This is a genomic window from Haloterrigena gelatinilytica, assembly GCF_013342145.1.
GTDB classification, from domain to species: domain Archaea; phylum Halobacteriota; class Halobacteria; order Halobacteriales; family Natrialbaceae; genus Haloterrigena; species Haloterrigena gelatinilytica.
On record NZ_JABUQZ010000001.1, the window covers coordinates 2384169 to 2407235 of the forward strand.

A 23067-nucleotide genomic window follows, 5' to 3' on the forward strand; every position below is an offset into this window, starting at 1 on the left:
AAGATGGCAGATTCAGAGATGAAACGCGGTCTGGCGCAGGTGATGTATCGATTCGGTCCCGAGTCGCTCTTCGACTATGGACGGCGGGGACTGTCGATGAAAGTGTCACGTTGGGAGACCAACAAGATCAGCTCGCTTGACGCGAACTACGTCGCAGAACAGATCGCCACTCACGCATCCAGCTTCCGGAACGACGACGAGGACCCCTGGGTAGACCTCACGGTGGACGACGTGGATTTCCGCCGACCGAACCGCGTCGTCGGATCGCTCTACCCGCTGACCATGTACTGTCAGAACCGGAGTTGCCACCGGGTCGTGAGTAAGAAAGAGCCCAGTCACTTCGTCTACACCAACGGGGAGTGCCCCGAGTGTAGCGATGAACTCCGCCAACTCGCCTTCGTTCTTGTGCACGACTGCGGGAACATGATGTCGATCAACCCGCAACCCTGCAGCAATCCGGATCACGGATACGACCACATCTACCTCAACAAGCAGAACATCAACGACCCCCTCTCGTGGCACTTCTACTGTGGTGAGTGTGGCGACTTCTGTGGGAACATGTCGAAGCGTTGTACCAAGTGCCACAAGGAACGAGTCTACTTCCGTCCGATAGCGAGCAACTCCGTCTACTACTCCCAAGGCGACGTCCTCGTCAATCTCCCAATCGACCAACGATACAGCGACGACATCGAATACGGAGAGAGCTGGGCCCGCATACTGATGGCTGCCCACCTCGGTGACCTCGACGATGTCGTCGAAGAGGAGGGGAAGACTTACGAAGAACTCGGCCGGATGACGACGGACGAACGCGACGCGAAACGCCGGGAGAAGCAGATAGAGGATCTGAAGGAGGAAGTGGGCGCAGAACAGGTTGAAAAGATGATTGAAAGCGGTGTGGATATCGAAGACGTCTTCGATGTCGCGGAAGACACGATAAAGGGTTCGACGCGAGAAGAGGTCGTTGAAGAGAACCGCGAACGTGTCAAGCTCCCCTCCCAGCGAGGCGGCGATAGTGACGTAGATCAGGCGTACTCGACACTCTCTCACGAACTTTTCACCTACCTTCGCTCGACTCAGGGATACGAAGGGAATCTAGACGCTACGGATGGGATGGAACGGCAACCCACTCCTCTGTCCCTAGACGGTCTATTGGAGCAGGAAGACTTCCTCGAATCGAACCCGGAGGCAGAGGTATACCCGGAAAAACTCCAGAAAGTGAACATTGCGTCGGCGTGGGTCGTGGACAATCTCCCCCTGCTGAACTACACGTTCGGATTCACACGCGACCGCCCCGAACGGTCGCGGACGGACCTACAGCCCTTCCCCCATCCCCGGGGTGAGGACAGCACCCCCGTGTACGTTGACCAAACTCCCTCTGAGGCCATCGTCCTCCAAGTGGACCGATCCGCGATCATCGAGTGGCTGGACGAGAAGGGCGCACTACGTGGTGTCGAGCGCCCCGATACAGACGATGAGAGTGACCTCAAGGAGTGGTTCTTGGAGAACGTGGACACCAACGAACTCCGGGACCACTACTCGCCCATCGAAGACGATCTCACACGGGAAGTGTACACACTCCTTCACTCAATGAGCCACGCGTTGATGCGGACGGCGAGCGGACAGTGTGGTCTCGACAGCAACAGCATCTCGGAGTACGTGATGCCGAGCGTTCCGGCGATCTTCCTATACGCGAGCAGCACTGAACACTTCTCCCTAGGTGGGATGCACACACTGTTCAAAACGAGGATTCACCCTTGGGTGGACGAGACAATCGCGGATGTCCAGCAGTGCGTCTACGACCCCGTGTGTGAACACGAGGACGGTGCCTGCCACGCGTGCCTTCACATGAGTGAAGTCGCTTGCGAGAGCGCCAACGGGAACCTCGACCGCCGATATCTAGTCGGCGGCGACAGAGGTCGAATACCCGCGTTCTGGGAGTCAGGGTACGTGTGACCGACGACCACGACGCGATTTGTACGAACTTCGCGGTAGTCCGCCAGTTCGACGACCTTGACCGTGTCGTCGCTATCCGAGACACCATCTCGGCCCTCAACCACAGCGACGTAACTCGGGCAGACGTGGATCGGGGGTTAGAAACACCGCTGACCACCCGAGAAGCAGCTGCCCTCTTTACCTGTCTTCAGAAGAACGGAGCAGCAACTCAATCGGCGACCGACGAGCGGGGTTTTTGGGCCTACACTTTTGAGGTTGATCCTCTCGAAGTAGACCGAGTACTAACCCAGCAAGCCGCGGTGATTGCATCAGACGGCCGTTCCCCTCAGACAGGCAAGGACGAGGTCGTCGAGTTCGTGGCCACACTTCCGGGAGGATTCGAACCGACCTCTGCCCGAGTCCGGTCAATCCCCGACATCGCCTCTACGATCCGCAACCAGGTGTTCAACGCCGATTCGTCGGTACGGATCGCCAACCCGTACTTCGATCCATCACTCGAACTCGTATCCGACCTTGCGAGTCTCCCTCGACGTGGTGTCGAAACACAACTACTGACCCGAGAGACCGCAGACGAGGAAGGCGATACACGAACGACGCTCAACAAGATGTGGGACTTGATAGACGAGGACAACCGCGATAACTTCGAAGTGAGAGACCTCTATCGATGGGACGAGAGCCAGGGATCCCAAGCGTTTGCGACTCACGCGAAGATCGTGATCGTAGACTGCAGGGTCTGCTACGTCGGAAGCGCGAATCTGACCGATACGAGTCTCTCGACTAACTTCGAGTTCGGCGTCGTCGTCGAAGGTGACATCGTTGAGGACGCTGCGACGGTATTTGACGAAGTGTTCGAGTACTCGTACCCAGTTGATCTGCCGATATAGTCCGGGATACTGCTCGTGTTCGGATTTTACCGGCTATCTATGGCTTCGTTTTCTTTGTTGAAATTCTCAGGAGGCGATAAGTTTCAGTAGTCGTGCTGAATACATAGCGCGGATTTTGAAGTATCACTAGCGGTAGTGGGGTTGTCTCATACAGATGAAAAGTAAACTCTAAATACACAGTATTGACAAAGTTACTGTCGTGTCTGACCAAAACATTATAAAATCGTTCTCCGACGAAGGTGCAACAATCGTACTCCACCGTAATAACCCCGACCTGCCACAGTCCACCTGCCGTGAACTTACTCAGAACGGTATCGGTGTCGTGGATTTCGGGATGGGAACGAATTTAGACCCCGACGAAAGCGATGACGCAGCCGAGACCAGAACAAAGAACACACTTCGGCGTATTTCGGCCGGTGGTGCCTACGGAGCCATTCACATGAGGAATAGAGAGGTTGTCGTAGTCGGGTATGCGTCCCCACGAGCAATTCGGTTTTTTGAATTAGAGAATGTCAATGGGGAGAAACGCACCTACCCAGGCTTCCAGTTTGAGCGGTTTGGCGAAGTTCCAGATAGAGCAGATGAAGTCTTTGAACGACTCGACACGGCAATCAAGAATCGTCTAAACAAGCCCACGCTCTACGAACCTGACGAAGGAACGCCGGACCGTCCGGGGATTGAAACTATTCCAGAGGCGTTCATCGAACTTGACAAAATGGGACGACTCCGCCGACCAATCAAGTAAGCCACTGGGGGTCTATCAATAATAAGAACATTTCCTGTGCTGGTGGAAAGGCTCTGCTGAAAATTCAATTTTATTACAATATTGGGTCTTTCTGCATACAGGGCCCGAATACAGTAAATATCGGCGCGATCCAGGACTTTCCCAGAGAATGATTTATGAAATAACAAGCACTCTTCTCTCGCATGAGTGGTGCCATCTGGACACGGGACGAACATTTGATAGTGCTGGACTTGTATCTCAATCATCCTGAGATTGTTGAAGATACGAGTGACGCGACCGTTCAGGAGGTTGCTGATCTAATAAATCGATCACCAGATTCGGTTGTCTTTCGGTTAGGGAACTACCGATACCTTGACCCTAGGAGCACCCAGGGACTTAGCAACATCAGCCAAGGCTGTCGTGAGATTTGGGAGGATTACTACGGTAATGAAGATGAGTTAGCGTACGAAGCGGAACGTGCCCGTCAACGACTTCGCACAGGAGAAGAACCCACAGACGGTGATACTGGCACTGAGGAACGCGATATCGAAACAGGCGTTTCATCAACTGAAGGCTCCCGTCGACATGGACAGTGCGATTTCCGAGCAGCAGTCCGGGAGCAATATCAGGACTCTTGCCTTCTCTGTGACGTTTCCACACCGGGGTTGCTTCAAGCCGGCCATATCTTGCCCTGGAGCGAGTTTGAGGAGTTGCGAGGAGATCCGAAAAATGGGCTGCTCCTATGCTACACCCATCATCGTGCCTTCGATCTGGGGTTGTTTACCATCACGGAGTCTCACGACGTGATTGTGCGACCTGGACTCTCTGACTTAGGGGCATTCCTCAATCGCACACTGCATGATACGCAGACAGTGGTATTCCCGAAGGATGCACCACCAAGTGACTACTTCCGGCAGCGCAACGAGCGTTTGGAGTGGTGGCCCCCAGGGGAGTAGTCGGGAAATTTGTCATACTGAGCACACACTCTGTATTCAGAACGCGCTTTAAACCAGTTGCTGAGGGTTTCAGCAGAGCCAGAAAGATACTTATGTGAGTAGCAAATTGGTGTTAGTACACTTACTCTCACGTACTTCGTGTCGAACACTCAAACGCCCATTCCCGAGGTAACACGGTAATGCATCCGGACACTCCACCGGACGAGTCTAACGTTCTCGAAAAAGTCGAGACTGCCCTGAAACAGGCAGTGAGAGAGCACTCCGACCTAAACTGGGGGTACGGGACTCGGATCAAGCGACAGAAGTACACGTACCTCGCGGTTGAGCACTTCACCGGTGACGACAAGGCGTTCCCGGTCACGTATAGCTGGTACAAGTTCGGGGCCGTAATGCCAGCAGCTCCGAAGTCGGGAACGGTTGGTCCAGCGAGCACGCAGATGGCCACACCGGACGCACGCGAGTCGGGGATATTCACGGCGGCTTTCGACGACATCGTCGATTTCTACCGACGGAGTGACTTCACACCCGGGTTAGACCAGGACTGGTGGTACGCGAGCGACCTGGACTTCCTCGCGGCATTCTACGAGTCACATGCACCAGAGGAGTATCGGGACTTGTACCTGGGGAACGTGGCACTCCGACAGCACCTTGATTCCGCCATAGAGGGGGTTCAGACAGCTCAACGGGAATCATCAGCAGATCAGCCTTCTCCGGTGTTCGGAACAGAACAGTACGAGAACGTCGGGCGTGCTGCAGCTCGAATGCACCTCGGCTTGGTAGGTATCGACTTCCTGAGTCAGACTCTCGACGAAGTTCGAGAGTTTACGAATCTAGTAGAGGACGCGTTTCTCGTCCTCAGTCAGACGCGTGCTTCAGAAGTCACGGAGTCACAGGTGGCCGTGCTGGAAGAACTGAAGCAGGTCTACAACGAGTGGATCTGGGAGTATCCCGCCCTTTTGATGTCGAAAGAGACTGCGAAGGGCCCGAACGCCCCGACCTTGCGGAAGTGGTCTGCCCAGAAGCACTTCTCTGTGGAGGACAACCTACAGAAACACATCGACAGTGTTGGTCAATCGTGTGTGGATGCTGGCCTAGTTCCGACTTCAGATCAGTACCCGGAACACGACGACGACGTGGAAACTATCGGTCAAGCGGTCGCGCTCCAGACGATGCGTCAAGATGAGTGAAATTGCACCTGCAGGAGACGTAGAGGACGTATTCACTGATACCTGCGTGTTGTTCGCTTACGCTGTCGAAGGGGAGGCAGATGCAAGAAAGCTCTTCGAAGACACCACTTTCGACAAAGTAGCCAGCGAGCGCATCAAACGCGAGTTCGTCTCGGTAGCTGATCGACACCAAGACATCCACCGAGAGCTCCTAGAGTTTGCTGCGACGGACGATCTGAACGAGTACGAGCCCACTGACCTGCACCAGAAGAACGACGTTCGGTACGTCATCGACCTATACTCCGACCTCACCGATATGGACGATGTTGAAGTGGTTCGTCGATTAAACGAGCTGATTAACCGGCTGGAGAAGGCGAGAGACGAACTCTTCGAAACCGACGGAGCCCTCACTATCCTGGCCCTTGATGGAGTTGACGCTCAGCTGGTTAGCCTGCTACGCGGTGTGGTCGAGAACGAGGACGATATCCGAGTTCTCTGTGATGCAGCGGCGTGGAGCCGAAACGGCGGCTCGGGTACATTCCTCACCGAAGATACTGAAGACCTCTTGGGAAACGACGAGGATGCAGGAAATGCTGTAGAAGGTGGTGAAACGGATGAGTGCGGTGATGGTCTTCCCGACTCCTTTGCGGATTTCTTGGGCTCAGAAAACAAGTCCGTACCGGAGCGAATCAACGACCAGATAGTGAGTCGCTACGACACAGACTCAGCGTTACAGATTCTCTCGATAGAAGATTTTCTTACTATCGAGGCTAAGTGAGAGGTCCTTACTGAGACTCAGCAACAATTTGTCTAATCATCTCTCGTGCCTCATTCTCTGATAGTCCTTCAAGCTGCACGTTCGTCAGTGCGTGATTGAATCGCCGTGTCGTCTCGTCTATGACACGTGACGGTTCGTCTGCGAGTTCGTCACACATGGCTCGAACGGCGGGTTGGTAGCGCGCGAACCAGCGGTCAAACACCTTGTTGACCATCGTCTGGTTGGCAAAGACCGCGTCAGTCGTCGAATAATCGTCGCCACGCGAAGTGAGTTCCGCGATCCACCAGAGACGGTGGATGGCGTTTGAGTACAAGTCGGAGCCCGCACCAAGGAACTTCTCTCTCATCGCCTCCTCGGAGCGATACTCCCAACGGTGCCGGACCAGATCGGGATACCGCACGACTGCCAGCCAGTGCCAGAGGCCTGGATCGCCGGCGGTTCGTCTCGTGATGTCGAGACCACGGTGAATCTCTTCAGCGAGTGCGCCGTCTATAGCTGTGTCGTACTCCGGGTACTCCTCAAGCACTTGCTTTACTGCCGAATCGATCCTGTCCAGGTCGGCTGTCGGACGACCCGGCATGGGCTCCACGTACTCGTTCAGTTGTTCGTCAGTGAGCGTCACCTCACCCTTCATGAATGATTCACCAACGAGGCGACGTCCGTCTTCGGTCAATCGGTGTAATTCTGTCTCGGTCACGTTAGATCTGGAGGCCTTCCTCCATGAGATGGATCAGTTGCTCTCGGGGGTTTATGTACTCCTGAAGTTCGCTATCGATCCGTTGTATCACGTGAGGTAGGGTCTGTGGGTCAGAGAGATCGTCGCTAAGACGGTAAGTTGCCTCCGACACGTCGCTGGTATCGTAGAGGTTACGAGCAAACGTCTGAAGTACCATCTCCTGCCACTCGTGTTCAACGTCACCCTCTGCGTCTACGGCACTCCCAGCCCGAACAAGCAGTTGCACCCACACACCGTAGCTCACCTGGTCGAGTATCACGTCACGCATCCGAGCCTCGGCCCCGACAGATCCTCTACTCTGGAGGACCTCGGCAATACGGGGATGGTCGGAGTTGATCCACAATTTAGGACGACTCTCGTTCCGGAAGTCGAGGTAGTATAGCTTGTTCCCATCTGGGAGGTGAGCGTTTTGTGAGAAACGTACTCGCTCACCATCAATGGCGGCTCGCTCTTCGTCGTCTGGGCGGTCAACGACGACGTAGTACAGCGTCCCACTAGCGACGCGGAAGTTCTTTTGCTCGGCATAATCGCTTGATCCTTCTCCCGAATGAGATTCTGTGCGAACGAGATACGGACGTAGTTCGACAGTCCCTCGGACAGTGCTCTTCGGAACTTCTAGCGTGACGTTGTATTCACCGGGCGTCGTAGGAGCTTCAGAAATGATGACCCGGTCACGGTAGATCGTTTCGTGACAGCGAATGGCTACATAGAGCTTGGCCGGAGGCTGTGCCCGTTCGTCCTGCGGAAAGACCGCTTGAACCGTCTCCTCAGGCAGGCGTAGTTTCCCGTAGAGAGTGATGGTTTCCCAATCCGGATCATCACTACTGTCGGATGACGACACTGCCGACGCGAGGTTGATCTCTGTCTGTGCTGGGTTCAGTTCAAGTGCTGTTTGATTCCCGTCGTCAACGGTGAACGAGTCCAGTTCGAAGTCTATTCCCTTATCCCGATAACTGAACGGAAGTGTCGTAGTACGGTGTCGCTGCGAGTGCCTGGTCACGCTTGATCCTCCTCTGGTGTCTGTAACTCTGCGAGTATCTCTAGTTGTGTCGCGCCGACATCACCGTGTACTAAGTCAGCGGCTTCATCAGAATGAGAACGACCAGAGAACGAGACTTCATTGACGTGTTCGTCGGCGACAAGGTGAGCGCATCCATCGTCGTACGACACGGTCACGCCGGATTGTTCGATCTCGACGTAGTCAATGGGAATGTCGTCGTAACGGGATCCGTCCTCACCAATACCGGTGAGTGAGATGTCGGCACTCCATCCATCGAACTCCTCTGAGAGTACTTTAATTCGACCAGATATCGTCCATGCGTCGCCATTGAAGCGCGACGAGCTGTCGATCTCAAAGGCAGGGTCGGCGGGCGACGTCGTGGATCGTGGATTCCCACTTCCGTGGATCGGGAATCGATTCAGAACGTTGTCGGAGAGGGAGTCGCCGTTGCTGCCCTTCGAGATCAAGTGACGGAGGCCGTCGCGCAGCGTTCCGAACATATCGTCAAGTGCCATCCGAAAGCCACGTTGATACTGCTCACGGAGATTCTCGGTGGACTCCCACTCGTCGTGTTCTGGTGGTTCGGCGAACCGAAGGAACCGGTCGATTTCCCGGTCACTCTTCGACGGAGTCCCTTCCGGCCGTGCTTCACCAGCGGCTAACACGCCGAAGAAGTTTCGGTCACCATAGGCGACACGGCTCTGGTCGTAGTACTTGACCACCATCCCTGCTCCCCGGAAGAGCGCGACATTATTCAGGTACGCATCGTTGTCTGCGGGGGATGCGAGACGTGCCGATAATCGGACTGAGCCGTCGGGAGTCTCAGTTCCATCGGCACGAGGCGGGAGCTTAACGGGAATATCAAGTCCAGCAACGTCTCCGGGGTCTACCAGCGTCTGAGCATCCGTAGTTCTCTCATCATATGCCTCGACGAACGGTCGGATCGCCGGGACGCTCTCTACATCGGCCGTCAGTGTCTCGTCTGGCGTTTCGACCGTGATTTCGAGGTCTCCCCGATAGATCGCTGGCCAGAAGTACTTGACCGAAGCGTCAACGAATTCCTGTGCGAGGTCTTCAACCTCTGGTCGCTCGTCCCGCGTCGGATCCTGAAACTCAACGACCATAGCGCTCGTTCCGCTGACAGCGGGCCGTTCTACGTGCAGTTGTTCTGCGAGCCGCGACGCGTGCTCCCCCCAGAAGGACTCTGGGCGAGGGCCGTCGTCCGTCTCAATAGGCTGGCAAAGCCACCCCGCACCTTGGTACGTCGTATCGTCCTCCGGGAGTTGGTGTGTTGGGAATTTAGAGCGGGCGATGAGTCGCGGAGAATCGTCCTCACGCACACTATGTGTGAGGTGCGAGTTGAAGACGACCGTCGAAGCACCCGAGAACGTCCAGAGTACGGACTTACCGAGGCCGTACGAGCCGCCGGCGGTGTCGTCTTGCTTGCTGCTGTAGAGTTCGTCGCGGACTAGCGCGGCGTAGTTCGAGTCTTCGTCCCAGCTTCCGGTCAAGCCGGTCGTGTTTCTGTCTTCAACGACGAGGAGGCGGAGTTCGGCATCAGGGTCGTTGACTCGTTCGACGACCCGTTCGTAGCGATGGCCATTATGTGTGTCTGCGACCGCTCGCATCCGTTCACCGAGTCTATCGTCCCAGCCGAGTCCGTCAAGGAACTCCTCTTTCTCGTCACCCGTGAGCGTGACGAAACGGAACGTCACTTCAACTGGATCGCCATTCGGGAGGCCCTGATCGTTCGCGTTTTGGAGGACCTCACGGACGAACGCCTCGGAGTCATGGTCAACGGCGTGTTTGGTCGGATCGTCACCGTAGCGTGGCGCTCCTGGTCCACCACTGAAGAAGAACCATTCGACCGCTTCGTTGATTTGTATCTGCTCCTGATCCATGTGAGAAACCGGTATGTCCGTACGGAACTAAGACCACCTAGTTAGTATTACTGTTACGAGTTGATGGAGTCCGGTCAGTCGGAACAAGCAGAGGTTCTAATCGGGTGCTGTCACTCTTCACGCGGTAGGATGTAGTCGGGTTGGTGTCGTTGCCGAACGCTTATGTGACGATACGCAAGAAAGAGGGTTATGAAGGTAGCCGCAGTGGATCTGTTCTGCGGGGCCGGCGGACTCAGTTATGGCCTCCAGCAAGCCGGCATCTCGGTCGTTGCAGGGATTGATCATGACCGAGACTGTGAGCACCCGTACGAACAGAACATAAACGGCGAATACGTACGAGCGGACATCCCCGCGTTGGCACAGGATCCCGAACCAATCGCACAGATGTATCCGTGGGATGCAGACCTAAAGGTCCTCGCAGCATGCGCACCTTGTCAACCATACTCTACGATGGGACATTCGAAGGGAGAGGGCCACGAGGACCATCAAAAATGGGGGCTGCTAAACGAGGTGTCACGGATCGTAGAGTACGTTGAACCGGACGTAGTCGTCACCGAAAACGTACTCCAAGTGAAACAGGAGGATGGCGTCTACGACGCGTTCATCGAGAGCCTTGAATCCCAAGGTTATCAGGTCAACAGCGACGATAACAAGAACGTCTATTGTCCCGAATACGGAATCCCACAGAAGCGGAAGCGGTGGGTTGTCATGGCGTCCAAGCGTGGCTCCCTCTCTCTGCCCGACCCCCCGATTCAGAACGAGGACGACTATCCAACGGTCAAGAACACGATCGATCACTTGCCACCAATTGAAGCTGGAGAAGTTAGTGACGTGAACGACGTGCATAGAGCACGTTCTCTCTCGAAAAAGAACCTGGAACGTATCGATAACATGGAGCCCGGTGGAGATTGGACTCTCTGGGAAGAGGCGGGCCTTGATCACCTCCTTGCAGACTGCCACCGGAAGGCAAGTGGACGGTCGTACAAGGCACCCTACAGCCGGATGCGACCCGACGAACCCTCTCCGACGATCACGACGCAGTTCTACAATTACGGGAGTGGTCGCTTCGGACACTACGATACAGATCAGAATCGGGCACTCTCACTCCTCGAGGGAGCATTGCTTCAGACATTCCCGGAGGACTACGACTTCTACGACGAGTGGGAGGACGTCGGCGTGTCAAACCTGGGCCGAATGATCGGTAATGCAGTCCCCCCGAAGCTCGGTGAGTACATGGGAAAGGCGATCCTCTCGCACGTCGGCGCGGCAGCGCCGTCTGTTGAGTCCACCGTCGCCGACGATTGAGTGAGAACTGATGTCGTCTGAGATGGAGCACCGATTTCGGACAAACCTGCTTGAATGGGGGAAGGAGAACCGCCGCGAATACCCGTGGCGGGAACCGGATCGAACACTGTACGAGGTATTCATAGCGGAGTTCTTCCTGACTCAGACACCGGCTGACAACGTTGCAGGGGTCTATCCGAGGTTCCTGGAACGGTTCCCCACGCTGGAAGAGCTAGCGGAGGCCAGTGAGCACGAACTCGTCGAAGTTATTGAGCCCCTCGGATTCCAAAACATGCGCGCAGAGGCGCTGAAGCAGATCGCCTCAACGTACGACCACCTCCCCACCGAGCCGGAATCGCTGATGGAACTTCCGCGAGTGGGCCGGTACGTGGCGAACGCCACGTTGTGCTTTGCTCGTGGTGACCGATTGCCGGTACTTGACAGGAACGTCGAGAGGGTGTACAGTCGAGTATTTCGAGATGCATGGCCCGAAACAGAAGCGGATCAGTTGGCTTTCACGCAGAGACTGGTGCCTGATGACGCCCGTGCGTACAACCTCGCCCTGCTTGATTTCGGTGCGCTGGTCTGTCAGACTGAACCGTTGTGTGAGCAGTGTTTCGCCAACGAGTATTGTGTCTACTTCCAAAAATCGAGAAGGAGTGCATAGCGCTACGAGATCGCCGGCAGTTGTTCTTGGGATGCTGTCGTATGACCAAATCGCGTTATGTATCCAGCACGACCACTGGAACTTCCCACCGTGTAGGGTTTCCGACAGAACCGGTGAGTTGGACTATACTTTAGTACCGTTTTCAGATGGAGGCTTTAAATTGGGTCAATGTCTAAGCGCATAGCAGTGACAATCTACGTGAACGCTACACGGGTCTGCCCTACCAGATATTCTCTTAGTGGCTTCCAGCGAGCTGAACCAGTTATGGGTGGTTCTGCGTGACATCAGATGGAGAGACCACACGCGAAGAGCCACTTATCCTCCACTGTTTCGCAGACTACGGAACGGAATCAGAGGTACTCAGCGACTTTGGCAACGTAATTCGTGTCGGAATTGACCCCAAGGACACGAACGAAAGTGCGCCGATCAAGGCAGACGCCCACATTGAAGAAAAAGAGTGGGACCTACCGATAGAGGACGGCACTACGTTCGATCTCGGGCTGTTCCACCCGGTCTGCTCACGGTGGGCCGCGACGACGAGTATCTCGGGGGATCCCGATGAGCACGAGAACATGATCCCGAGTGCACGGATACTCGCCGAGAAGTACTGTGATCACTACGTCATCGAAAACGTTCCGCGCGCACCCCTTAACGATCCCGTTGTGTTGAACGGGCGGATGTTTGGTATGCCGATCGAATACGAACGCGCGTTCGAGACTTCGTTCAAGGTTCCACAGCCACCCCGTGAGAAACGGTTCTTGACTACAGATGGATCGTCTGAGAAAGCTGAGACCTCGTCGTTCTTCTTCTCCGAACGGTCCAGAGAGTGGTGGGCAGCGGTCAAAAACTACTCACCAAGGTCGTATCCGAAGAGTCACATAGCGAAGAACGCGATTCCCGCGCCATTCATTTACTACCTGGTTCGGGTGTGGTTGATGGTGTACGAGGACGAACAAGGAATCTCGGAGGGGCGAGTGGACTACTCCGACTACAATGAGCGAATGGACATCAAGCGCAAAAGTGAGGACAACCGTCAGTTAGACGAGTTCTGATGTGACACAAAACAGGTATCCGATACGGACAAGTGGATCGCAGGTTTCGGTAAGAGGTACAGTCTGATGGGCGAGAACAAGTGTCACGTATATCTGGATCGAGAGTCAAACTCGTCGTACGTCGGGGACCCGTTCGTCGGTGTGCCCATCTCCCGCGACATCATTGAAGCCGTCGCTACTCAGTATCACGTAGAGTCCCATTCACTCGCCAGAGCCCTGCGAGAAGTGCGAAACACGTCCGTGATTAACGTTGAAACCCTCTTCACGGGTTTTGATCCTCTTCCTGTCGGTAGAAGTGACGATGGGCTGTTGTACGTACTAGCCGAGGCGGACGGATGTTGGGACACTGTGGCCAGCCGAATCGGACTCACAGAAGATGGCCGAGAAGCCGTAGCGGCCGCTCACGACTGGCAAGTCCGAGAAGTGATTAAAGACAGAGAAGTGAGAGGTGGCGGCGGGTTCGTCGTCTCCTGCTCGGAGTTTCCCGTAGACGCTATTGACGATATCGTAGCGGTGGTGGCCAAGACCAGACTGACGAATCGACAGGCGACGTCTTGGATCCTCTCACAGTACGTCCCAGGTAGTGATGCAATCGCCCGAATACTCTCGGTCCCCGAGTCGATCGTTCAGTCGGAGCTCGCCACCGTTGACCAGGCTACGCGGCAGAGCGCGGCAGAGATACGAACTCTCAACGTCCCCGGACCACTCACTCGCCTTGAACCGGAGCCCCAGGCCTCAACGTGGATGGGGCTTAATTGGTCTAGATGGTTCGACCTTCAAGACTGGAAAACGCTCCGTAAAGAACTGCCACGCCGCCCAGGCCTCTACCGAGTTCGACACTCAGAACTCCCGGGATTGATGTACATTGGGGAGTCGGGATCCGAGGGAGGCGTTCGACAGCGCGTAGGGTTAGGTCTGTCAGCCGGAGTAAATGAATCAAATCAACAGACTAGTGACAAACACGGTGCTGCCCATCCTCTCCAGCAAATTACTGAGATCGCGGGGGGTAAGATGGAGGTCTCTGTTACTACACCTCCAATATCGTCGAATCAAAGACATCGCCGCGCCATAGAGGCGACTCTGGTGGCGGTCTGTCGGCGAGAAATTGGCTGGACACCTATGGTCCAACTGAACCGAGAGCCTGCTGTGCACGTAAGCGACTCCGACGGCGAGTTACATCATGAGTTAAGGGACATCGCAGAACGGTCCTCATACACCGTACCGTCGTGGCAGCCCTGGCGTGATGTGACCGCCCCACAATGGGTGGGTCTCAACTGGACCGAGAGCCGTCCGCTCTCTGAGCGAGACGGGATCAACAGTAGTGGAGTACATGCGTTTCGACTGTGGCGGGAGGATCAAACGGGGGAATGGTGGGATCAAACGGTCCAAGAAGTGGGTACGACCGGATCGATATCAAGTCGGCTGTTCAAACTGCAGAACGAGTATGGAGACGAGATGCGTTTCTCTGTCGTCACCCTTGACGGGCTAAGCTCTGACACACAACGTCGGTCGCGTGAACTCAGAGAAACCCGCTACGATCTCGTCGGCGCACACTACCTGGCCACTGGCACTCCCCCGAAGGCACAGTTCTGACCCCAATCGGGGGACTACACCGGCGACGTACCGCACATATTTATGTCGGAAGGGGAGAGTTGTGGCAATTATGAATCGTAGCACACACTTTTCCGACATATCTGGGGTCACACCCGCTAGTGCCAGTGGGGTGTCGTGATGAGCGGTCAGTGGGGATTCACCACGTCTCGACCAACTGATGCTCGGTACGGTGACGACGTCGCAAAGTACGCGATGTCGCACGGTGAACCGGGGCTGAAGACGTTCGTTCGGGAGGTATTGCAGAACTCGAATGACGCACGGTTGGACAACGATCAACCAGCACGGGTCACGTTCAAGTTGGAATCCTTACAGGGTGACGAGGCAATAGAGTACCTTAGAGCACTTGATATCGAGACGTGGTCCGAACACGCTAATTTAGCGACAGATACGGAGAGCGGCAAGCACATCGCTGAGGCGATCAAGCGCATAAAAGACGACGAGAAGATCCGTATTCTGACCATCGAGGACGAAAACACAGAGGGTCTACTCGGTGAGGAGAACGCCGACGAATCAAACTTTACCGCTCTGGTCCGCGACGTCCTGTTCAGCAGTAAATCAGGGGATACTGCCGGCGGGAGTTACGGTCTGGGGAAGGCTGTCCTCTGGCTGTACTCGGGCCTGTCACTCGTCATGTTCAACTCAACGTTGAGCGAACCCGACCCGAAAGACAAGTCCCCCCGATTGATCGGTCGGACGCGCTTGCCGACGCACAAGTCGGAGGACGGCGATACGGTGTACCAAGGGCACGGTTGGTACGGTGGTCTGAACGGCAATGAGGAGGGTGCAAGGCCGGAGTCCATCTGGGGAGAAGAAGCTGAAGCGATAGCGGATGGCCTCCAGTTGGGTCGTCCGGACGGACCAGGAACGAGCATCCAAGTTGTGGACTTCCGGGTACCTACAGCGGAAGAGCGACTGGACAACGAAGAGTTAGCGGACCAGATCACGGAGATGGCAATCGAATGGTTCTGGCCCGCGATTTATCGTGGCGATCTGGAGGTAGCAGTCAAAGTAGAAGGTGAGACGAAGCAAGCAAGTATCGACGAGTATCCGCAGTACGAACCCTTTACGAGCTGTCTGGACGACCGTGCTAACTCGGTCAGCCAGCTGGACGAACCTGGAGATGTCGCGCAAGCGGCCATATCACTTGACGTCCCAGAGAAGAGTGACGGGAGTAGCGGTGCAGACGGCCAACTTGATTTGCTAGTTCGGCGTGCAGATACGAGCGAGTATCAGCATCAGAACGAGGTGGCGTTCGTTCGAGGTTCGGGGATGGTTGTTGAGTACTACGACCGAAACCGAGTCGTTGTCGGGAACCAGGACTTCCACGCCGTCCTCCTCGGTGGGCGCGCGCGACCTTGGGGAACCGATGAAAGTCCACGAGACGCAGACACTATCGTTGAAGAATTCTTGACCGCTGCGGAGCCACCTCAGCACGACGAGTGGGTGCGAACGGAGACACTGGCGAACACCTACTCTCGGGGATTCCGGACCGCAGTAGAGGGTATCAAGTCTGACGTGACCGAAACGTTACGTGGACTCGTCGCACCTGACGTTGACAGAGGCGCGACTGGACCTCAGCGTCTGGGAAACCGGTTCAAAATCGGAAACGAATCACGAAGTGGTCGTTCTGATCGTGAGTCACCCAGTAGTCAGCGTGTCACTGGAAACACGAACATCTCGTTCGACGAGGTGTACACACACTGGTCGTTCAACGGTGAGGTGGAGCCTTTGAGCGACCGTAACGAGATACGGGCAGTCACCGTCTCACTGGTCCGGATGGCAGAGGAGAGAGCGACATCGGATCGCCTCCCCGTACAGAACATCTCGTCAGATACGGCTGGGGTCTCGATATCGCTCCCAGAACAGAAGGGAGTCCAAGTGGGACGGCTGGAGCCAGCACCTGGCACATCGAAGATTTCCTTTGAGGGAATCTCAACGGAGGACCACAGACAAGTAGAAACCAGATTGAAGGTATCGGTTGACGTGGCAGAACGGAGGGACGAGTAATGGCGACTGTCAATGAGGAAGGCGAAGCAGTAGAACCGGACGAAGAGGGGGAAGATAACGTCCAGACAGGTAGCCTAGTCAGCCAGTCCCTCCCGCATGAGTACCAAGAAAATGCGCTCGAATTTGATGTCGAATCGTTCCATCTAGATGGGACCCCTCTCGGTGATAGAGGTGACGTTGACGAGGATGAGCAGTTTCTGTCGCTGGTGGATGAGGGTAGCTGGAAGACTCTGGAGTTAGAAGGTACGGTTACCGTTGATCAGGATACTGTTGAAGATGTCTTCCCGTTTGACGAGTGGGAAGAGACGCCGGGCCGTCTCGCACTAGTGAAGGAGAACCCCCTCGCAATGAGTCGAGACCGGCAGATACTCGCCGACTCTCCCTTGGATGGAGGGACCTACGACTTCACTTTGTGCATCAATCGTAACGATCACCGTGGACGGGTGAAAATCAAGCCGTTCCTCACCAGAACCGAAAAAGGCGACTCTGGTGGGTCGAAACACGCGTCCAAAGTTGGGGCACGAGTCGCTGACGGGCTCTCGTGGGTCATTCGACTCGACGAGAGGGATGACGGTGGGAGTCTTCTCATGCCGATCATAGAGGATTTCAGCGACTACGACAGCTTCCCCGACGAAGACCACATCCACTATCTCAGTCTGGAGGCACCCCGGAACCCGCAGCTCTACCTGAACAGGGAACACCCACAGGTGGTCGAGGTTCTGAACAACTCGGGGGCTACAGGTGGCCCACCGCGGCTACGCGACGTACTCTACGACTACATTGAGCACTCCGTCTGGACGCAGCTATTGATGCAGACGGCACGCGACACGAGCCCCGATACCGGCGAACCGGAGTACGGCTGGCAGGAAGACGTATTGGACATCTTCTTGGACGATTTGTACCCGGGTCTCGGAGACGACGAGGCAGCGATCCAACTTGCCGAGGACGTTCGAAGTCACGTCGATATCCCTGACCTCGTCCAGCGAATCGAACGTGCGGTACATCAACAGTACGACATCCCGTCCGACACGACGAATCTGATTGAGGAGGCGATCCAAAGTGACGACTGATCTTTACCACCTGCAGAGTGCGGCTCATCCGATGATTGACAATCGATTCCTTGCGGACGAGCGTGAGCTCACGGAGGAGGATCTTCGTCCGTACTTACAGCCGCTAGGTCGTTCCATAGACCTAAGTCCGGTAGACGAGCGGATTAAGGAGATCCGTGCTGATGACGAGATCGACGCTCAGGACTCGCTTATTGACGCCGAGCTAGCGCCGACACTCCATCGGACTCTTGATCTGACACGCAACGAGGCGGCAGACGCCGGCCTGTGGCACTACCTCTGTGTCGTTCGGTTCCCGGAGTTCGTTCACTACCGGTGGGATCACGTCTTCGATCCGGAGAGCCCAGATAACATGGAGGAGAAGTTCTTAAAGGCCGGAACGGACGCCTACTCCAACGCACTGCACCGGATCTGGTGGGGTGCTGAGCTCACCTATGAGGAAGGTGAATCGGGAGAGGCCAAGGACCGGGACTACAGTAGAACGAAGCAAGTCCTCGGTTTCCAAGAACTCGCCAATGACATCCTGGACCACGACTTTGCACGGTACATCCCTGTTACGCACGCCTGTGGTGATCTCCTCTGTCCCGACACACTGAACGAGATTAAGGAAGAGAGTACGTACGAAGATCCACCGTCAAACAGTAATATTGCAAGCCGAACGACAACGCTACTCCGAGAGGAACTGACGGTTCGACGTGTCGAGATGATGGAAAAAGACGACATTGTGGAGACGATAAAGGATCTCCGTGACGACGTGATGCGTCAGGAGGCTGGCTGGTCGTAGCGTATTCGTGGAGACGGCGTTAAATAGAGTAAGTTCTTAATAGAGTTCGGTGGAGAAGGGGTTTATGCGGACTGAACTCCCGCAGTGAGGGATGCTTAGATGAGTGATGGGCGTACATTCGAGAATGTAGCTCACATTGAACGGTGTTGGTCAACCGGTACGGATTTCCATAGTGAGGATAATACGGTCCATTGGTTAAGGTTGAACTGCAGATCAACGTGATCGTTTGATTAGTGCAGGTATCGCCACTGAGCGCGATCTGGCAGGAGACTAATCTGGACCGTAATTCTGCAAAGCGTTGAATCGTACTACTGAGAGCAACAACAGAGGTAAGAAGCCAAGTTCTGTTAACAGGTGACAGAAGCAGAGGTGAGATGGTGTTACTCGCCGTCCACCGGGTCAAAATCAACGATAAATGTCTCTCCGTCTTGTACCCGGAATAGGATGCCACGTTGATTGCCTTCCGGATCAGCAACTGGGTAGAGTTGCTCTCCGGTGTCCACCGTGAGTACGGGCGGCCGGTACCCAGAGACGGCTTCCCATCCACGATACTCCATTGCCGACAGTGCCATCGGGGTCAGATCCGTGATACGGGAGCCGGTGATGACATCCCAGTTGTTGACGTCTTCTGTGTAGAATACCCCGGGCTTGTTGCCCTCAACGTCACTGACTGGGATGAGCAGCGAGCCGTCACCAAGCTCAAGTGCGATCGCTGCGTCGGGGACGGCGACAGTCCACGCGAACCCGGCAGGGACGTCACTGGCCAGGTGACGTACAGCGGTGATGATTTGGCCCTCGATATCGCTCATACCGTTTCCGTTGGAGACGCCATGGATAAACATTGCCGCCATCTGATTCGTTGATCACAACACTCTATCCAATTTACCCCGATTCCACTCGTGAACATCCGCATGCAAGGGTTGACGATTGATTCATTGTAGTGGAGGAACGGTTTCCCGACGGTTGTCCCGATTGTCCTCGTTGTGATCGGTCGTTTGTATCAGTTAAGGCCGGTGCGCCGGGTTCGAAGGAGTGCCGAATTCATGTGTCCGGCGATCTGAGTGCTTGGCTCTAATTCGATACGGACGGGAGATCAGCAACTGTCGCATTAAAATTGAGTGAACCAACGTAATCAGGCTTCAGAGCGTCGGTTTTCTTCCCTATTGGTGATACGTGGGGATTCTTGTCTATATTGGGCGTCCTTGATTCGGTGAGGAAGCTAGTTTCCGCTGGCGAAACCTGTGGTTGCCGACTGATGAGTCTCTAAAGTCGTAATCAAGTTCTTCGACAATAGCCGACTCTGGGTTAACGGGAAAGGATCATCATCTGGCATTACCACTGTTTCTGCATGACTCCGGATCAACTTCGCAGCATTGTCCCGATGTTCGGTGGGGGAACGCGGTACGTTGAGACGTTAGACGCGATTCTTGAGTTCGTAGAGGCGCACCAGCCAACGACGGACGAACTCGTTGGATGGCATCGTGGGTCGTTTGCGAATGTGTCGAGTCGGGAGTCGATTATGCGGCGGGTGAGTTATCTGCAGCAGGTGGGCTTCTTGCAGCAGGTAGACGGTCAGTGGGTGCTGAATGATGCTGGTCGAGAGTACGTGCAGCAGGGTGATGTGGCGACGTTGCTTCGCATCATGTGTGAGCGGAACGTGGGGCTTCGGAGTCTGCTGTATGCGTTGTCTGCGGGGCCGATGACGCTCGGGGAGGTGAGTGACCAGCAGTTGGATACGCACCCGGAGTTGGGGTGGAGTCACGGGGAGACGGACATGGCGAGACAACGAGTGAATTGGTTGCGAAGCATGGGACTCGTTGAGGAGCGAGGTGACGCGTATGTGTTGACTGATGAGGGACGGTCGTTCGTCGAGAACGCTGTTGCAGAGTGGAGTGGCTCAAACTGGACGCCAGCGACGAGTGACGACGGGATGAGTGCTGGGACGTACACGACGACGATTCACGCTCGAGCGGTTGACCCTGAGTTCCGCGCGACAGTGATTTCTCGACATGACCGAGAGTGCCCGATCTCGGGTGTTGATCACCCCGGACTGCTGGACGTGGCGCACGTACTGTCGTGGAGTGACTACCCGGAGTACAGGGCGGATTTGACGAACGTACTCCCGTTGAGTAAGACGCATCACGCTGCGTTCGACCGGGAGCTGTTCACGATTGACCGGGACTACCGGCTACTCGTGAATCCGTCCTTCGAGACGCAAAGCGAGTTATTGCAGCAAACGATTATTGAGCAAGACGGTGAGCGAGTCCCGCTTCCTGAGGAGAGTCTGAATCCGGAGTACCTTGCGCAGCACAACGCGTCACTTGCGTGGGTATAGAGTTTGGATGTGTGGTTTGATTTCGGCGGAAGAAGGGCAGATGCTGGGGTTGCGACTTAGCTTCGGAGTTTGGCTACGAGTTCTTCGACTTCTTTCCCATTGTCCTCAGTCGTTTCTTCAGTCTGACGTTCTTGGAGTTGGGATGGTACTTCGACAGTCTCGTCAATGACCGGTGTCTGCCCGTATTTGTCGTGGAGTGTCCGTTGCGCGTCACCGACAGTACCTGGCATTGAATCGCCAATACTGTGGTCTCCAGTAGAGCGGTGCCGCCTGTTGAACGCGTCGCGGTTATCGTTGGACCCCACACTTACCATATTATTAAGAAGTCACTTAGTATTATCCTTACTAGTATCACACATTACGTTTCGAAATTACGAACTGTTGGCAGGAAGTATCCAACGACGGTCTCTTACTCGCGGTGGGTGATGATTGATTTGTTGTAGTGGAGAAACGGCTTCCCAACGGCTGCCCCGATGGTCCTCGTTGTGATCGGTCGTTTGTATCGGTTGAGTCCGGGTGCGCCGGGTTCGAAAAAGTCGATGGCTTTCAGTTCCTCTTTGACTTTTCTGGAGAGCTGTACGTGGTTGTTTGCGAGGCCGAATTCGTGGGCGAGCATTTTGAATACGGGGTCCGATCCGAGCCGGTCGGCAGACGGGTCTCGGTTTTTGTATCGGCGGTGGTAGTCGGTGATCACGCAGATTACAGCGAGGGCGGTGCGCTCGATTTGTTTGTGTGCGCCGAATGACCGTAGGTCAAGGGCGAGCATTGCGCGCACTGCTTCTTCTTGGATGAGCCCGTCAATGTCGAGGCGTGAGCAGAGTGTTTGTGTTAGTCGTTTCTTGTCGAGTTCTGCGAGGCGTTTGCTTTGTGTGCCGTCTGATGGGTGACGTCCTTCGTTGTGGTCGGAGAGTTTTGTTGATTTCACGCGGAGTCCGCGGCGGCGACTATGGCTGCGGCGCTCTTGTTCAACGCCGATTGAGGTCGCGCCGATCGGTTCGTATCCGACGGTCCAAGTGCTCGGCTTTGGTTCCCATGCGGGTGGGAGATCCGTGACCGTGGCGTCAGACTCGAGCGGGCCAGCGTAATCAAGCTGCGGAGCGTCGATCTCAACATCCTCTGGATCTGTACGCTCCGTGACTTGGTTGTAGAGGCGGCCGCGAATCCGCTCCCGCTGGCGTTGCATCATCCTGCCGGACTCTTTCTCTGACAGTCTCTTCAAAGTTCACCTCAAAGGGACAATCACACCCTATAACTTATACAAATCATCTAAATATGTTTATCATTAGTTATTATTTATATGAGTGCTCGCTACAATACCATCATACGGAGGAGCGACGCGATTTGGGCCGACCGGCCTCCTTACGGAGAGACCCGCTTATCGAGAGCCAGTAGTTCCAGCCCCTATGGAAGGGGGTCCGGTCACCCCAGGCCCTTCGAACCCATTACGGGTTCGGCAGACTCCTGAACCCCTTTGAAGGGGTCCGTCAAGAGGTGCTTTTCACGAAACGCGCGCGAAGTCGCCCGGTTCGCCGAAGAATCAACCCTCGTTCCTTGTTGAAGGGGTCGTCATTGTGCGCGTGAAGGGTTGCAGGTGACCATCAGTAGATCAACCCCTTAGGGGTCCTGCAGTCAGGTGCTTCCGAAGCGAAGGCTGTGTCCCGCTTGGATAGCGAGGCCTCTCGCGTTTCCTCCAGTGCTCTTCGTCGTTCAGTCAGTCTTCCGTGAGCGGTAGCTATCGCTCTCAGGAGACGGAGACTGCATACGCAGCAACCACTATGACAGTACGATCATTCCACGCCGTCAACGGCCAGCTACCGGTATTCGAACAGCACGCTGAAGAACGCTACCAGGAACGCATCCCGGTTGAGAACCCGATCCCGATGTACGAAGCATACCACAACTCGCTTCGATGCATGATCGAAGATGACTGCGAAGCCCGTGTCTACCCTGAATACGACATCGTCTTCGTGAAGCGAGGAGCGGTCGTTAAGACCGAACTCGTTGCCGACTACGACCGCATGACTGTTCAACGGGCGATCTGGTGTGCGGAGTGTGGGAAGCCGTTCAAGACGGATCTCCGCTGCCCGTACTGTGGACAGCCCATTGAGGGACGGGAGACGGATGGCGTCATTGACATCACCATCGCGGGGGGTGAGTGA

Annotated in this window: 20 protein-coding genes; 15 read left to right on the plus strand and 5 right to left on the minus strand. The window is 55.4% G+C overall.

Features of this window, described 5'->3' with window-relative positions; genetic code table 11:
* The first annotated feature begins 3 nt into the window (after positions 1-3).
* The 6 genes from HTZ84_RS11920 (at position 4) to HTZ84_RS11945 (ending at position 6461) form a co-directional block, all read left to right on the plus strand.
* On the plus strand, positions 4-1953 hold the full coding sequence (locus HTZ84_RS11920) for a DUF1998 domain-containing protein (RefSeq protein WP_174680880.1): 1950 nt from the start codon (positions 4-6) through the stop codon (positions 1951-1953).
* Entirely contained in the window at positions 1950-2837 is an 888-nt protein-coding gene (locus HTZ84_RS11925; protein WP_174680881.1) for a phospholipase D-like domain-containing protein, read from the plus strand. Before HTZ84_RS11920 ends, HTZ84_RS11925 begins: the two co-directional genes overlap by 4 nt.
* A gap of 199 nt (positions 2838-3036) precedes the next feature.
* Entirely contained in the window at positions 3037-3582 is a 546-nt protein-coding gene (locus HTZ84_RS11930; RefSeq protein ID WP_174680882.1) for a hypothetical protein, read from the plus strand.
* Between the two features lie 182 nt (positions 3583-3764).
* Entirely contained in the window at positions 3765-4517 is a 753-nt protein-coding gene (locus HTZ84_RS11935) for an HNH endonuclease (RefSeq protein WP_174680883.1), read from the plus strand.
* Positions 4518-4696: 179 nt separating this feature from the next.
* A complete protein-coding gene (locus tag HTZ84_RS11940; protein ID WP_174680884.1) occupies positions 4697-5704 on the plus strand; it encodes a hypothetical protein in 1008 nt (335 codons plus the stop codon).
* Entirely contained in the window at positions 5697-6461 is a 765-nt protein-coding gene (locus tag HTZ84_RS11945) for a hypothetical protein (RefSeq protein ID WP_174680885.1), read from the plus strand. Before HTZ84_RS11940 ends, HTZ84_RS11945 begins: the two co-directional genes overlap by 8 nt.
* Positions 6462-6468: 7 nt before the next feature.
* On the opposite strand, the gene HTZ84_RS11950 is transcribed toward HTZ84_RS11945, so the two are convergent.
* The 3 genes from HTZ84_RS11950 to HTZ84_RS11960 all read right to left on the minus strand — a co-directional run bounded on the left by HTZ84_RS11950 (position 6469) and on the right by HTZ84_RS11960 (position 10098).
* Positions 6469-7095 (minus strand): DUF6339 family protein, encoded by a 627-nt coding sequence (locus HTZ84_RS11950; protein WP_254611744.1) that lies wholly within the window; start codon positions 7093-7095, stop codon positions 6469-6471.
* Positions 7096-7159: 64 nt separating this feature from the next.
* Positions 7160-8197, minus strand: a complete 1038-nt coding sequence (locus tag HTZ84_RS11955; RefSeq protein ID WP_174680887.1) for a hypothetical protein — start codon at positions 8195-8197, stop codon at positions 7160-7162.
* Positions 8194-10098, minus strand: coding sequence for a hypothetical protein (locus HTZ84_RS11960; protein ID WP_174680888.1), 1905 nt, complete (start codon positions 10096-10098; stop codon positions 8194-8196). Before HTZ84_RS11960 ends, HTZ84_RS11955 begins: the two co-directional genes overlap by 4 nt.
* Positions 10099-10287: 189 nt before the next feature.
* Between HTZ84_RS11960 and HTZ84_RS11965 the strand changes: the two genes are divergently transcribed.
* The 7 genes from HTZ84_RS11965 to HTZ84_RS11995 all read left to right on the plus strand — a co-directional run bounded on the left by HTZ84_RS11965 (position 10288) and on the right by HTZ84_RS11995 (position 18573).
* Complete coding sequence (locus tag HTZ84_RS11965) at positions 10288-11403, plus strand: DNA cytosine methyltransferase (RefSeq protein ID WP_174680889.1); 1116 nt, start codon at positions 10288-10290, stop codon at positions 11401-11403.
* Between the two features lie 10 nt (positions 11404-11413).
* Positions 11414-12049 carry an HhH-GPD family protein gene (locus HTZ84_RS11970; RefSeq protein WP_174680890.1) on the plus strand — a complete coding sequence of 212 codons (636 nt, stop codon included), beginning with the start codon at positions 11414-11416 and terminating at the stop codon, positions 12047-12049.
* A gap of 278 nt (positions 12050-12327) precedes the next feature.
* Entirely contained in the window at positions 12328-13101 is a 774-nt protein-coding gene (locus HTZ84_RS11975; protein WP_174680891.1) for a hypothetical protein, read from the plus strand.
* Between the two features lie 66 nt (positions 13102-13167).
* Positions 13168-14694, plus strand: a complete 1527-nt coding sequence (locus HTZ84_RS11980; protein ID WP_174680892.1) for a hypothetical protein — start codon at positions 13168-13170, stop codon at positions 14692-14694.
* Positions 14695-14832: 138 nt separating this feature from the next.
* Positions 14833-16722 carry a hypothetical protein gene (locus tag HTZ84_RS11985; RefSeq protein ID WP_174680893.1) on the plus strand — a complete coding sequence of 630 codons (1890 nt, stop codon included), beginning with the start codon at positions 14833-14835 and terminating at the stop codon, positions 16720-16722.
* Positions 16722-17792, plus strand: a complete 1071-nt coding sequence (locus tag HTZ84_RS11990) for a hypothetical protein (protein WP_174680894.1) — start codon at positions 16722-16724, stop codon at positions 17790-17792. Before HTZ84_RS11985 ends, HTZ84_RS11990 begins: the two co-directional genes overlap by 1 nt.
* 31 nt (positions 17793-17823) lie before the next feature.
* Positions 17824-18573, plus strand: a complete 750-nt coding sequence (locus tag HTZ84_RS11995) for a DUF6339 family protein (RefSeq protein WP_174680895.1) — start codon at positions 17824-17826, stop codon at positions 18571-18573.
* Positions 18574-18953: 380 nt separating this feature from the next.
* Here the strand turns inward: HTZ84_RS11995 and HTZ84_RS12000 are convergent, their stop codons facing one another.
* The gene (locus HTZ84_RS12000; RefSeq protein WP_174680896.1) at positions 18954-19382 is read right to left on the minus strand and encodes a hypothetical protein; all 429 of its coding nucleotides are present in this window, start codon (positions 19380-19382) and stop codon (positions 18954-18956) included.
* Between the two features lie 539 nt (positions 19383-19921).
* Here HTZ84_RS12000 and HTZ84_RS12005 point away from each other — a divergent pair.
* Positions 19922-20908 (plus strand): HNH endonuclease, encoded by a 987-nt coding sequence (locus HTZ84_RS12005; RefSeq protein ID WP_254611745.1) that lies wholly within the window; start codon positions 19922-19924, stop codon positions 20906-20908.
* A gap of 409 nt (positions 20909-21317) precedes the next feature.
* Here the strand turns inward: HTZ84_RS12005 and HTZ84_RS12010 are convergent, their stop codons facing one another.
* Positions 21318-22094 (minus strand): hypothetical protein, encoded by a 777-nt coding sequence (locus HTZ84_RS12010; RefSeq protein WP_174680897.1) that lies wholly within the window; start codon positions 22092-22094, stop codon positions 21318-21320.
* Between the two features lie 589 nt (positions 22095-22683).
* Here HTZ84_RS12010 and HTZ84_RS12015 point away from each other — a divergent pair.
* Positions 22684-23067: a hypothetical protein gene (locus HTZ84_RS12015; RefSeq protein WP_174680898.1), complete on the plus strand. Its 384-nt coding sequence runs from the start codon at positions 22684-22686 to the stop codon at positions 23065-23067.